The 12113-nt window shown below is 69.4% G+C and carries 13 protein-coding genes and 1 tRNA gene; 3 read left to right on the top strand and 11 right to left on the bottom strand.

The features are described from left to right. Positions 1-280: 280 nt before the first annotated feature. Positions 281-580, top strand: a complete 300-nt coding sequence (locus tag HJG44_RS13070) for a hypothetical protein (RefSeq protein ID WP_171218777.1) — start codon at positions 281-283, stop codon at positions 578-580. Between the two features lie 25 nt (positions 581-605). On the opposite strand, the gene HJG44_RS13065 is transcribed toward HJG44_RS13070, so the two are convergent. The 5 genes from HJG44_RS13065 to HJG44_RS13045 form a co-directional block, all read right to left on the bottom strand. Then, positions 606-905: a hypothetical protein gene (locus HJG44_RS13065; RefSeq protein ID WP_430395065.1), complete on the bottom strand. Its 300-nt coding sequence runs from the start codon at positions 903-905 to the stop codon at positions 606-608. Then, positions 902-2416: an Asp-tRNA(Asn)/Glu-tRNA(Gln) amidotransferase subunit GatA gene (gene gatA, locus HJG44_RS13060; RefSeq protein ID WP_171218775.1), complete on the bottom strand. Its 1515-nt coding sequence runs from the start codon at positions 2414-2416 to the stop codon at positions 902-904. Before gatA ends, HJG44_RS13065 begins: the two co-directional genes overlap by 4 nt. A gap of 78 nt (positions 2417-2494) precedes the next feature. After that, complete coding sequence (gene gatC / locus HJG44_RS13055) at positions 2495-2782, bottom strand: Asp-tRNA(Asn)/Glu-tRNA(Gln) amidotransferase subunit GatC (RefSeq protein WP_171218774.1); 288 nt, start codon at positions 2780-2782, stop codon at positions 2495-2497. Between the two features lie 71 nt (positions 2783-2853). Continuing rightward, positions 2854-3345 carry a hypothetical protein gene (locus HJG44_RS13050; RefSeq protein WP_171218773.1) on the bottom strand — a complete coding sequence of 164 codons (492 nt, stop codon included), beginning with the start codon at positions 3343-3345 and terminating at the stop codon, positions 2854-2856. Positions 3346-3442: 97 nt separating this feature from the next. Further along, positions 3443-4150: a metal-dependent hydrolase gene (locus HJG44_RS13045; RefSeq protein WP_171218772.1), complete on the bottom strand. Its 708-nt coding sequence runs from the start codon at positions 4148-4150 to the stop codon at positions 3443-3445. Between the two features lie 89 nt (positions 4151-4239). On the opposite strand from HJG44_RS13045, the gene ruvX reads away from it, so the two are divergent. Both ruvX and HJG44_RS13035 read left to right on the top strand, forming a co-directional pair. Continuing rightward, positions 4240-4731: a Holliday junction resolvase RuvX gene (gene ruvX / locus HJG44_RS13040; protein ID WP_171218771.1), complete on the top strand. Its 492-nt coding sequence runs from the start codon at positions 4240-4242 to the stop codon at positions 4729-4731. A gap of 72 nt (positions 4732-4803) precedes the next feature. Further along, positions 4804-5058 (top strand): hypothetical protein, encoded by a 255-nt coding sequence (locus HJG44_RS13035; RefSeq protein ID WP_171218770.1) that lies wholly within the window; start codon positions 4804-4806, stop codon positions 5056-5058. A 23-nt stretch (positions 5059-5081) separates the two neighbouring features. Here the strand turns inward: HJG44_RS13035 and dprA are convergent, their stop codons facing one another. From dprA to HJG44_RS13005, 6 genes are all read right to left on the bottom strand, one after another. Beyond that, positions 5082-6314 carry a DNA-processing protein DprA gene (gene dprA, locus HJG44_RS13030; protein ID WP_171218769.1) on the bottom strand — a complete coding sequence of 411 codons (1233 nt, stop codon included), beginning with the start codon at positions 6312-6314 and terminating at the stop codon, positions 5082-5084. Further along, positions 6311-6913, bottom strand: coding sequence for a glycerol-3-phosphate 1-O-acyltransferase PlsY (gene plsY, locus HJG44_RS13025; RefSeq protein ID WP_171218768.1), 603 nt, complete (start codon positions 6911-6913; stop codon positions 6311-6313). Before plsY ends, dprA begins: the two co-directional genes overlap by 4 nt. Further along, entirely contained in the window at positions 6910-8229 is a 1320-nt protein-coding gene (locus tag HJG44_RS13020) for a dihydroorotase (protein ID WP_171218767.1), read from the bottom strand. Before HJG44_RS13020 ends, plsY begins: the two co-directional genes overlap by 4 nt. Positions 8230-8373: 144 nt before the next feature. Beyond that, positions 8374-8451 (bottom strand) — tRNA-Pro (locus tag HJG44_RS13015). Positions 8452-8536: 85 nt separating this feature from the next. Further along, a complete protein-coding gene (locus HJG44_RS13010; RefSeq protein ID WP_171218766.1) occupies positions 8537-10693 on the bottom strand; it encodes a sodium-translocating pyrophosphatase in 2157 nt (718 codons plus the stop codon). Positions 10694-10824: 131 nt separating this feature from the next. Continuing rightward, complete coding sequence (locus tag HJG44_RS13005; protein ID WP_171218765.1) at positions 10825-12045, bottom strand: MFS transporter; 1221 nt, start codon at positions 12043-12045, stop codon at positions 10825-10827. Positions 12046-12113 lie beyond the last annotated feature (68 nt).

The following is a 12113-nucleotide window of genomic DNA, read 5'->3' as shown; positions in this document are numbered from 1 at the left end:
GGACGAGGAGCCCGGAGGGTCAACCGGCGCCCGCTGGACGCGCCCCTCTGCCGCGTCTGCTTGCCCGGGCGGCGACGCACCTCCTGGCCGCCCGACAGGTCCATTCCGGCGGACGTCCCTGCAGCAATACCGGAGGCGCCCGAACCGCCAAGCTGTCTTGCTCGCGAAGGAATACGTACAGCATTCGGCAAGCTGAGCAGCTCATCAGGTTGAATCGCGATGAACCAAGCCATGTGCTTCTGCGTTGGGAAAGCAGAAATGAGCAACCTGGAGCTTGGTTATGGCTCTCGAGAGACCAGACAACCTTGACAATATGCCGCCCGAGCTCGAGCTGCGGGACGACGACCGTTTCACCGGTTACGAAGCGGAGCCGGAGCGCTCGCATTTCGGCGCGTTCCTCATGGGCGGCATGGTCGTTGCCGGCGGGCTCCTCGCCTTCCTGTACTACGACACGGACAACCTGAACGGCCGGGCGAGCAGCGATCTCATGACAGGCGGCATCAGCCGGACGGAGGCTCCGCCTTCGCTTCCGAGCCTGAGGCTCTCGCCCTCCAGGCAGGACGCTCCACAGCAGCCGTGACCGAGGCCGGGCGCATGCCCGGCTTTCATCTCCAGCGGCCGCGAAGCCGGCGAGCGCCATATCCCAGAGCTGCCCAGGCGAGAGCCGCGACCGCCCGCACCGGGAACAGGGTCGGGCCGCTTCGCGAGAGCGGCGCGAGCGTCGGCAGGCCGATCAGGGTGAGCAGCCAGTCGACGAGGAGCGCGATCGCGAGCGCGGCGATCGCGGCGATGAAGATCTTGCCCTTCTGGTCCGCGCGCCAGCCCAGCGACACGGCGACCGCGATCAGGACGGGATCGAAGGCCGCCCAGATCCAGACCGAGACCGGAACGCCGACCGGTGTCACGTCCACCAGGCGTCCGGCATCGTCAGACGCCCGGCCGCATCCTCGATCACCTGGCCGGCCGCGAACAGCGTCTCCTCGTCGAAGGCGCGGCCGATCAGCTGCAGCCCGAGCGGCAGGCCCTGCGAATCGAGGCCCGCGGGCACCGAGATTCCCGGCAGACCGGCCATGTTCACGGTGACCGTGAAGACGTCGTTCAGGTACATCTCGACCGGATCGGCCGAGCCCTTCTCGCCGATGCCGAAGGCCGCTGACGGAGTCGCGGGCGTGAGGATCGCGTCCACCCCGCTCGCATAGACCTGCTCGAAATCCCGCTTGATGAGCGTCCGGATCTTCTGCGCCCGGACGTAATAGGCGTCGTAATAGCCGGCCGAGAGCACGTAGGTGCCGATCATGACCCGCCGCTTGACCTCGCGCCCGAAGCCTAGGGCGCGGGTCTCCTCGTAGAGGCCGATCACGTCCTTGGCGGGAACCCGGAGCCCGTACCGCACGCCGTCGTAGCGGGCGAGGTTCGACGAAGCCTCGGCGGGCGCCACGATGTAATAGGCCGGAAGAGCGTATTTGGTGTGAGGGAGGGAGACCTCGACGATTTCGGCTCCGGCATCGCGCAGCCACTCGGCCCCGCGCTGCCAGAGCGCCTCGATTTCGGCCGGAATGCCGTCGAGCCGGTATTCCTTCGGGATTCCGATCTTCAGCCCCTTCACGCCGCGCCCGACAGCGGCCTCGAAATCCGGCACCGGGATGTCCGCCGAGGTCGTGTCCTTCGGATCGTGCCCGGCCATGGAGCGGAGCAGGATCGCGTTGTCGCGAACCGTGCGGGCGATCGGGCCGGCCTGGTCGAGGGACGACGCGAAGGCGACGATGCCCCAGCGCGAGCAGCGGCCGTAGGTCGGCTTGATCCCGACCGTCCCCGTGAAGGCGGCGGGCTGGCGGATGGACCCGCCGGTATCGGTCGCGGTGGCGCCCAGGCAAAGGCGGGCCGCGACGGCTGCCGCCGAGCCGCCCGAGGATCCGCCGGGCACCAGGTGCTGGCCGACGATTCCCTCGCCCGTCTCGGCATGGACGTTCGAGCCGCGCCGCCGCCAGGGCGACACGACGGGCCCGAAGCAGGAGGTCTCGTTCGACGAGCCCATCGCGAATTCGTCGTTGTTGAGCTTGCCCAGCATCACGGCGCCGTCGCGCCAGAGATTGGCCGTGACGGTCGACTCGTAGGTCGGCTTGAACTCCCCGAGGATGCGGCTGCAGGCGGTGGTGCGCACTCCCCTGGTGCAGAACAGGTCCTTGATGCCGAGCGGAAGCCCTTCGAGCGGGCCTCCCTCGCCGCGGGCCAGCCTCGCATCGCTCCGAGCCGCGGCTTCGAGGGCGAGCTCGGGGGTCTCGAGGACATAGGCGTTGAGCGCCCGCGCGTTCTCGACCGCGGTCACATGGGCCTGCGTCAGCTCGGTCGAGGAGAGCTTGCGGGCCTTCAGGGCGTCGCGGGCCTCCGCGAGGGTCAGATCGGTCAGATCGCTCATGGGCTCTTCGGGCCGGGTTCCGGCGCTCGGGGATCTCGGCGCTCCGATCGTTGCGGAGCGCGGCAGGGAATTGTCGGCCTATTCGACGACCTTGGGTACGACGAAGAAGCCATCTTCGGACACAGGCGCGTTGGCCAGAATGGACACGACGTCGCCGCCGTCCGTCACGACGTCCGGCCGCATCCTCATGGCCATCGGCGTGACGGAGGTCATGGGCTCCACACCGGCCACATCCACCTCCTCGAGCTGCTCGACGAAGGACAGGATGGCGTTGAGCTCATCCTGCATCTGCGGCAGGTCCGCCTCGTCCAGTCTGATGCGAGCAAGACGTGCGATCCGGCGGACAGTCGCTTGGTCGACCGACATGGTTTCCTCGAGATGGCGGTGATGGGGCGGCTATAGCACCGCCCGTCTCACGCCGACAACCGACGGGCCGCTCAGGTCACGACCGAATAGAAGCTCGACGGCCCCGGAACCACGATGACTTTCTGCAGGCCGTGGACCCGCCCGCTCCAGAAGGCTCCGGCCACGGTGGCGAAGAGGACGGCCAGAAAGAACAGGTCGCGCCACACGGAGCGGCGCTCGCCGGCCGGCGCATTGTCGTTCGCCGAGCGGCCGCTCACCTGCCTCCCGGCCCGGTGGCTCGGTACGGGCGAGGACGCACGCCGCCCGATGGAGACGAAGGCCGAAACGGGCACCCGCCGGACCGCCCCGGGGATCCGGAGAACCCGCTCGCCCTCGCCGGCTCCGGGGAGGGACCGGACGGCACCGGCCGCCGGCCCCGCCGGCACGACAGGTGCCGACCCGGGCACTTTCGGGAGAGATGCGAGCACAGGCCCCAGGCCGAGCTGGTGCCAGCTCTCGTCCCGGACCTCGCCGTCGATCACCTGCACCGCCCGGCGGCTATCCGCGTCCCCTGTCCCGGCCATCCGTCGCGCCCCGCTACGGTTAAGAAACCGTAAACGGTCTTATGCCACCGGCGCACTGCAGGTGTCACGCGCCTAGGGACGGGCGCACGGGATATGGTTAATCCGCGCGGATCGTGACCGCCGTTCCGACATGCGGCGTGATCACCTGGACGCCGCTCCCCTCCATGGCGGCCACGAACCCGTCGGCATTCTGGGCGATGATCGGGAACGAGCCGAAATGGCACGGTATCACGGCCTTCGGCGTGAAGAAGCGCTTCACCGCGAAGGCGGTGCGCTCGGCGCCCATCGTGAAGCGGTCGCCGATCGGGACCATCAGGATGTCCGGCCGATGCAGCTCCTGGATGAGTTCCATCTCCATGAAGAGATCGGTATCGCCCATATGGTAGACGGTCGGCTCACCGGGGGCCGTGACGATGAGGCCGTGCGGATTCCCCATTGGCGTGAAGACTTCGCCGTCGATCATGGTCGAGCTGTGGTCGGCCCGGACCATCGTGACCTGGAACCCGCCCTGGTCGGTCGTCCCGCCCGAATTCATCGGGTCGATGGAGGACACGCCGCGATTCGCGAGCCACATGCAGATCTCGAAATTCGCGACGACCTTCGCTCCGGTGCGCTTGGCGATATCGATCGTGTCCCCGATGTGATCGGAATGGCCGTGCGTGATCAGGATGTGGGTCGTCCCGGCGGAGGCGGCTTCGCCCTCGCCGGAGAAGCCCGGATTGCCGGTGAGAAACGGATCGATCAGCACGACCTTGTCAGCGAATTCGAGACGGAAGGCGGAATGGCCGAGCCAGGTAATCCTCATGGACGTGCATCTCCTTGTCGCGCCCTCCCACTTACCGGGCGAATGAAGGAGCCGGAAGCCTTTGCGCGGGCTTGTTCCGGGGCGGGCACGTGATCGCGCTAGAGCCTGCGCTCGCAGCCCTCGCAGCGCTTCCCCGCGGCCAGCGCCTGCTCGGCTTCGACATCGGGACGAAGACGATCGGGCTCGCCATGTCCGACGTGGAGCGGACCTTGGCGACGCCTCTGGAGACCCTGGTGCGGACCAAGTTCGGCAAGGACGCCGAGCGGCTCGGCGAGCATGTGCGGCGGTACGGGATCGGCGGCTTCGTGGTGGGCCTTCCAGTCAACATGGACGGGTCCGAGGGACCGCGCGCCCAGGCGACCCGCGCCTTCATGCGCAACCTCGGGCGCGTCCTGCCGCTGCCGGTCGCCTTCTGGGACGAGCGGCTCTCGACGGCGGCCGTGCAGCGGGCCCTGATCGACGCGGACGCCTCGCGCGCCAGACGAGCCGAAGTCGTCGACCGCATGGCTGCAGCCTACATCCTTCAGGGCGCCCTCGACCGCATCCGCACCTCGCGCAGCGAAGACACAACCTTGTATTAGTCATCAACCGCCGTTGCGATAATCTTTGGTTGTGTATACCTTCCGCTGGAAGGGCGGAACGGGGGCAGACGCATGGGGATGCCGCAAGATCCCGGAGACGGCGTCAACCGGGCGGCAGGCAGGGCTCGGCAGCATCGCCGGGCGGAATGCAGCTCCGCACCTGTCCGGCCCGAAAGCACAGCCGCCTATATAGCCGACATTACGATCGAGCTCGCCAGACTTGCCCGAGGCTCGCAGCTCGAGGTGCTGGCCTATCTTCTGGATATCGCTCAGCTCGAAGCGGCGAGCACGCTCCGGCGGCTCGCCCGAGAACCCCGCGCCCGCTGAACTCCCCTCGGCCGAAACCTGGTTCAGACCGGGCGGGCTGCCCGGTCCGGCCGGAGCGTGATCGTCTGGCCGGGATGACGGTCGATCACCCCTTCCATGTCGAGCTCTACGAGGACCATCTGCACGGTCCTGACGGGCAATCCTGACTGCCGGGCGATCTCATCCGGTCCGATCGGAGCACCACCGATCAGGGAGAGCACGCGCTCGCGGTCCGTCGTCGCGGCAGCGGGTTCCTCGAACGCCTCCTCGAAGCTGAGGCTCGGGGCGGGCGCGGCGCCTGCGATCTCGAGCTCGTCCCACAGTTCCTCGTGCTGCCCATAGAGGCCGGCCGCCTCGCGATAGACGCCGTCCGTCCCGGGCGAAGCCGTAGGGGTCGGACCTGCCGCCAGGAGCGGCTCGATCACCGCAATCACATGCTCGGCGCCGGCACACAGCGTGGCGCCGCTGCGGATCAGGTCGTTCGTGCCCTCCGCCCGGGGATCGAGGGGCGAACCCGGAACGGCGAAGACCTCCCTGCCCTGCTCCAGGGCGAAGCGCGCCGTGATCAGCGAGCCGGAGCGCCGCGCCGCCTCGACGACCACGACCCCGTAGGACAGTCCGGACACGATACGATTCCGTCGGGGAAAATCGCGGCCCCGCGGCTCCCAGCCGATCGGCATCTCGCTCACCGCGGCTCCACCCTCTCCGAGGATGCGGTCCAGGAGAGGCAGGTTCTCGCTCGGATAGACCCGCTCGTGGCCCCCGGCGAGCACCGCGACCGTCCCGGTGGCCAGCGCGGCCTTGTGGGCCCGCGTGTCGATGCCCCGGGCGAGGCCGGATACGATCACGTAGCCGTGGCGGCCGAGCTCGGCCGCGAGCCGCTCCGTGAAGGCGCCGCCCGCAGCGGACGCGTTCCGGGAACCGACGATCGCCACGGTGGGTCTTGCGAGCGCCTCCGCCGAGCCGCGCACCGCGAGGAGCGGCGGCGCGCTGTCGATCGCGAGAAGCGGTTTCGGGTAGTCCGGCTCTCCTTGCGCCACGAAGCGGCCGCCGAGCCGCGCGAGCGCATCGCGCTCGCGCTCCGCTTCCGCGCGGGTCGCCACCCTGATGGTGAGCCGCCCGGCACGCCGGGCGAGATCCGGCAGCGCCTCCAGCGCCGCCCTGGCCCCGCCGAACTGGTTCACCAATGCCCGGAAGGTGCGGGGACCGACGCGCTCGCTTCGGATCAGGCGCAGCCAGTCGAGCCGCTGCTCGTCCGTGAGCGCGAAGCCGCTCATCCCTTCTGGCCGATCCGGCCTTCGGTGCCGGCCAGGAGCCGCTCGATATTCGGGCGATGCTTGAACCAGAGGACGACGACGAGCCCGGCCATGGCGAGAGCCGTCGGCGCATCGCCGAAATACCACAGCCCGAACGGGGTCAGGATGGAGGCGACGAGGGCGGCGAGCGACGAGTAGCGCGACACGAACGCCACGCCGAGCCAGACGGCCGCGAATATCAGAGCGACGCGCCAATCCAGGGCCAGGAGGCAGCCGATGAAGGTCGCCACGCCCTTGCCGCCCTTGAAACCGAGCCAGACCGGGAAGACGTGGCCCAGGAAGGCGCCTGCCGCCGCCGCGAGCGCCGCTTCGGGGCCGAGGAGCCGCAGCGCGACCAGGATCGCCACCGTCCCCTTCAGGGCGTCGAACAGGAGCGTCGCGGCGGCAAGCCCTTTGCGGCCCGTGCGGAGGACGTTCGTCGCGCCGATATTCCCCGAGCCGATCGCCCGGACGTCGCCGAGCCCGGCGGCCCGAGTGAGAAGCAGCCCGAACGGCACGGACCCGAGCAGGTAGCCGAGAAGGAGCCCGGCGCCGATCGCGCCCCAGGACAGGGCGGTCATCCAGCCACCTCCTCGAAGCCCCCATGCACGCGGCGCCCGGCGACAAAGGTCGCGACGACCCTACCCTCCAGCCGGGCCTCGTCGAAGGGCGAGTTCTTGGACAGCGAACGCAGCTTGCGCTTGTCCAGCACATAGGGCCGGTCGATATCGACGAGTATCAGGTCCGCCGGCGCCCCGGCGGCGATCTGCCCCCCGGGCAGGCCCAGGATCTCGGCCGGCCGGCTCGACAAGGCCGCGAGGAGCGGCGCCAATTCGATCGCCCCCTCGTGGACGAGCCGGAGCGAGGCGGCGAGGAGCGTCTCCAGTCCGACCGCGCCATCGGCGGCCTCGGCAAAGGGAAGCCGCTTGGTCTCCACATCCTGCGGGTTGTGATCGGAGACGACCACGTCGATCAGCCCCTCCGCGAGGGCCTGGATCACGGCTTGGCGGTCATCCTCGTGGCGGAGCGGCGGCGAGAGCTTGCAGAAGGTGCGGTAATCGCCGACATCGTTCTCGTTCAGCGCGAGATTGTTCACGGAGACGCCGCAGGTGACCTGCAGGCCCGCCTCCTTCGCGCGCCGCACGATCTCGACCGAATCGGCGCAGGAGATCATGGCCGCGTGGTACCGGCCGCGGGTGAGGCGGACGAGGCGGATGTCCCGCTCCAGCATCAGGGTCTCGGCCTCGCGCGGAATGCCGCCGAGACCGAGCCGCGAAGCGAATTCCCCCTCGTTCATCACCCCGGTGCCGACGAGGCTGGCCTCCTCGAGATGCGGCATCAGGAGAGCGTCCAGGTCGCGCGCATAGGTCAGGGCCCGCCGCATCACGCCCGCGGACGCCACCCCCTTCGCACCGTCGGTGAAAGCGACCGCTCCCGCCTCGCGGAGAAGGCCGATCTCGGTCATCTCGCGACCTTCCAGGCCCTTCGTAATGGCGGCGGCGGGATGGATGTTGACGATCGCGGTATCGCGTGCCCGGCGCAGTAGGAAGTCGACGATCGCGGGATCGTCCACGACCGGGTTCGTATCCGGCATGGAGACGAGGGTCGTGACCCCGCCCGCGGCCGCAGCTTCGCTCGCGCTCTTCAGCGTTTCCCGGTGCTCCGCTCCCGGCTCGCCGATGAAGGCCCGCATGTCGACGAGCCCCGGCGCGAGGACCAGGCCCTCGCACGCGACGCGCTCCGCGCCGTCGGGCAGATCGGGGGTCGCGCCCCAGACCACGTCGGCGATGATCCCGTCCCGCACCAGCACCGCGCCGCGCCCGTCGCGGCCGGAGCGCGGGTCGACCACGCGGGCGTCGGCGAACAGGACAGGCCGGGCCGGATTCGCGCCGCCCATCAGCGCCGCGCGTCCAGATCGTCGAGGGTCGGGAAAGCAGCCATCGCCTCTGCCGATTTGCCGGTCGCCCGCCGTGCATCGGACACAGCGGCCGCTACATACAGGAAAGCCGCCCGGAGGCGGCCTTCGGAATTGGTGCCAGAATGGTCGGAGCGGCGGGATTCGAACCCACGACCCCTAGTCCCCCAGACTAGTGCGCTAACCGGGCTGCGCTACGCTCCGACACCCTGGCGGGCGTCTGCTTGGTATGGCCTTCCGGCCGTTCGCGCAACCCCGGCCGGCGGACCGGCCGGAGCCACGCTTCGGCTCAGCTATGGGCGAGGATCGCGAGAAGAAGCAGCGCGATGATGTTGGTGATCTTGATCGCCGGGTTCACGGCCGGGCCTGCGGTGTCCTTGTAGGGGTCGCCCACGGTATCGCCGGTGACGGAGGCCTTGTGCGCCTCCGACCCCTTCATGTGGCGCACGCCGTCCTTGTCGACGAAGCCGTCCTCGAAGCTCTTCTTGGCGTTGTCCCAGGCGCCGCCGCCGGAGGTCATCGAGATCGCGACGAAGATGCCCGTGACGATCACGCCCATCAGCATCGCGCCGACCGCCGCGAAGGCCTGGTTCCGCCCGGCGATCGCGTTGATGGCGAAATAGGTCACGATCGGCGCAAGCACCGGGAGAAGGGACGGGATCACCATCTCCTTGATCGCGGCGCGGGTCAGCATGTCGACGGCGCGGCCGTAATCGGGCCGGTCCCGCCCCTCCATGATGCCGGGCTTCTCCCGGAACTGGCGCCGCACCTCCTCGACCACCGAGCCCGCCGCACGGCCGACCGCGGTCATCGCGATGCCGCTGAACAGGAAGGGGATCAGGCCGCCGAGCAGGAGCCCGACCACGACGTAGGGGTTGGACAGCGAGAAGTCGACCGTCACGCCCTTGAAGTACTGGAAGGCGGTCGAGCCCGGCTTGTTCGCCTCCGTCACGAAGAAGTTGAGGTCGGACGTGTAGGCGGCGAAGAGCACGAGCGCCCCGAGCCCGGCCGAGCCGATCGCATAGCCCTTGGTGACGGCCTTGGTCGTGTTGCCGACGGCATCCAGCGCGTCGGTGGACTTGCGGACGTCGCTCGGCAGCCCCGCCATCTCGGCGATGCCGCCGGCATTGTCCGTGACCGGGCCGAAGGCGTCCAGCGCCACGACGACGCCCGCCAGCGCCAGCATCGCGGTCGTCGCGATCGCGATCCCGAAGAGGCCCGCGAGCGCATAGGAGACGATGATGCCGGCGATGATCACGATGGTCGGCATCGCGGTCGATTCGAGCGAGACCGCGAGGCCCTGGATGACGTTCGTGCCGTGGCCCGTGACGGAGGCCTGCGCGATCGAGACCACGGGGCGCTTGCCGGTCCCCGTATAGTACTCGGTGATGACGACGATCAGCGCCGTCACGACGAGCCCGGTGAGAGCGCAGCCGAACAGCGCGCCGGACGTGAAGGTCGCCCCGGCCGCCGTGCGGAACTCCGCGCCGAAGCCGCCGAACATCACGAGGTTCACGATGGCGATCGCGACGACCGAGAGGAGGCCGGTCGCGACGAAGCCCTTGTACAGGGCGCCCATGATCGACTGGTTCTGCCCGAGCTTCACCGCGAAGGTGCCCATGATCGAGGTCACGATGCAGGCCGCCCCGATGGCGAGCGGGTAGAGCAGCATCGTCTCGAGATAGGGCTGGGCGGCGAAGAAGATCGCGGCGAGGACCATCGTGGCGACGATGGTCACCGCGTAGGTCTCGAACAGGTCCGCCGCCATGCCGGCGCAGTCGCCGACATTGTCGCCCACGTTGTCCGCGATGGTGGCGGGGTTGCGCGCATCGTCCTCCGGAATGCCGGCCTCGACCTTGCCGACGAGGTCGGCGCCGACATCGGCGCCCTTGGTGAAGATGCCGCCGCCGAGGCGGGCGAAGATCGAGATGAGGGAGGCGCCGAAGCCGAGCGCGACCAGCGAATCGATCACCAGGCGGCTCGCCGGCTGCGCGCCCAGCACGCGGGTCAGGAAGGCGTAGTAGATCGTGACGCCGAGAAGCGCGAGGCCGGCCACCAGCATCCCGGTCACGGCGCCGGACTTGAAGGCGACATCCAGCCCGTCGCCGAGCGAGCGGGAGGCGGCCTGCGCCGTCCGCACATTCGCGCGGACAGACACGTTCATGCCGATGAAGCCCGCCGCCCCCGAGAGGATCGCGCCGATGGCGAAGCCGACCGCGACCCAGATCCCGAGGAAGAAGGCGAGGACGACGAACAGGACGAGGCCGACGACCCCGATCGTGATGTACTGGCGCTTCAGATAGGCCTGCGCGCCTTCCGCGACCGCCGCCGCGATCTCCTGCATGCGCGCCGTTCCGGCATCGCGCTTCATGACGTCGTTGATGGCCCACAGGCCATAGGCGATCGACAGCGCGCCGCCGATCACGATGAGGAGGAGTGCCAGCATCGAGGGTCCCGGTCCGTTTCCTGAAGGAGTGCCTGAGGTGTTCTGGGCAGCCGGACGGCCGCCGCCCTCTTGGGGCGAGAAGAGACTCCCAAGTCTCTGCCAAACTTTCGCCGTATGGGCAAATGCGCCCTTCAGACGAGGCGGCCCTCCGCCGGAGCGAAGACCCGGCGCGCCAGGCCCCAGAGCATCAGGGCGATGGTGAGCGCCACCACGGGCAGCACGATCCAGTTCAGGAGCGTCCAGCCGCCGGCCGTGACCAGCGTTCCGGACGAGAACGACGCGACCGCCACGCAGCCGAAGACCAGGAAGTCGTTCATGGCCTGCGTCCTGGTGCGCTCCTCCGGCCGGCAGCATTCGGCGACGAGCGCCGTCGCCCCGATGAAGCCGAAGTTCCAGCCGATGCCGAGCAGGACCAGCGCGGTCCAGAAATGGGGAACGCTCGTCCCGCCGAGCGCGACCGCCGAGGCCGCCGCGATCAGAACAAGGCCCGCTATCACGACCCGCTCCCGCCCGAACCGTCCGATCAGGCCCGCCGTGAAGAAGCTCGGGCCGTACATGGCCAGGATGTGCCACTGGATCCCGAGCGTCGCGCTCCCCAGCGAGTGGCCGCACTCGACCACCATGGCGAGCGGCGCGGCGGTCATGACGAAGCTCATCAGCCCGTAGGAGACGAGCCCGGCCACGACGGCGAGCAGGAAGCGCGGCTGGGCGAAGATCACGCCGAGGGGGCGTCCGGCGGCCGCGCCTGCGGTCGGGGAAGCCGCCGCGACCGGGGTCGGGCGAAGGAGCGCCACCACGCCGAACGACAGCAGGGCCAGCACCGCCTGCCCCAGGAAGCCGCCGGCAAAGGGCGAATGGGGGACGAGATCGCGCGTCCAGATCACGGTCTGCGGGCCGACGATCCCGGCCACCACCCCGCCCGCCATCACCCAGGCGATGGCGCGCGCCCGGAACCCGGGCGATGCCGCGTCGGTCGCGGCGAAGCGGTAGCTCTGGACATAGGCGGAGTAGAAGCCCGCCAGGAAGGTCCCGAGACAGAACAGGCCGAAGCTGCCATAGGCCGCCCCCGCAGCCGCGACCGAGCCCGCGACGACGCCGATCGTCGTACCGACGAAGTAGCCGCCGCGCCGTCCGAGGCGCCGCATGACCAAGGCCGCCGGTATCGTGCCGGAGGCGATGCCGAGCTGCAGCAGGCTGACCGGCAGGGTCGCATAGGCGGGATCCGGCGCGATCGCCTGCCCGACCAGCCCGCCCAGCGAGACCACGATGGCGGGATTCGCACCCCCGAGCGCCTGGGCGCAGCAGAGAATGACCGCATTGTGCCGGGCGGTCCTGTCATCGATCGCAGGCAAGATCCCGCCTCAGTTGAACGACGTGCGAGCGGCCCGATACGCGGCAAAGGCGTTCTCCGCAACGATTG

Source organism: Enterovirga aerilata, from assembly GCF_013044135.1.
Taxonomy (GTDB): domain Bacteria; phylum Pseudomonadota; class Alphaproteobacteria; order Rhizobiales; family Beijerinckiaceae; genus Enterovirga; species Enterovirga aerilata.
Note: the sequence above shows the minus strand (reverse complement) of the source record. Positions and strands in the feature narration are given on the sequence as shown.

Excerpts from the sequence above, each read along its gene's own strand:
- HJG44_RS13070 (WP_171218777.1), top strand. The coding sequence starts at position 281 with ATGGCTCTCGAGAGACCAGACAACCTTGACAATATGCCGCCCGAGCTC.
- gatA (WP_171218775.1), bottom strand. The coding sequence starts at position 2,416 with ATGAGCGATCTGACCGATCTGACCCTCGCGGAGGCCCGCGACGCCCTG.
- gatC (WP_171218774.1), bottom strand. The coding sequence starts at position 2,782 with ATGTCGGTCGACCAAGCGACTGTCCGCCGGATCGCACGTCTTGCTCGC.
- HJG44_RS13050 (WP_171218773.1), bottom strand. The coding sequence starts at position 3,345 with ATGGCCGGGACAGGGGACGCGGATAGCCGCCGGGCGGTGCAGGTGATC.
- HJG44_RS13045 (WP_171218772.1), bottom strand. The coding sequence starts at position 4,150 with ATGAGGATTACCTGGCTCGGCCATTCCGCCTTCCGTCTCGAATTCGCT.
- HJG44_RS13035 (WP_171218770.1), top strand. The coding sequence starts at position 4,804 with ATGGGGATGCCGCAAGATCCCGGAGACGGCGTCAACCGGGCGGCAGGC.
- dprA (WP_171218769.1), bottom strand. The coding sequence starts at position 6,314 with ATGAGCGGCTTCGCGCTCACGGACGAGCAGCGGCTCGACTGGCTGCGC.
- plsY (WP_171218768.1), bottom strand. The coding sequence starts at position 6,913 with ATGACCGCCCTGTCCTGGGGCGCGATCGGCGCCGGGCTCCTTCTCGGC.
- HJG44_RS13020 (WP_171218767.1), bottom strand. The coding sequence starts at position 8,229 with ATGGGCGGCGCGAATCCGGCCCGGCCTGTCCTGTTCGCCGACGCCCGC.
- HJG44_RS13010 (WP_171218766.1), bottom strand. The coding sequence starts at position 10,693 with ATGCTGGCACTCCTCCTCATCGTGATCGGCGGCGCGCTGTCGATCGCC.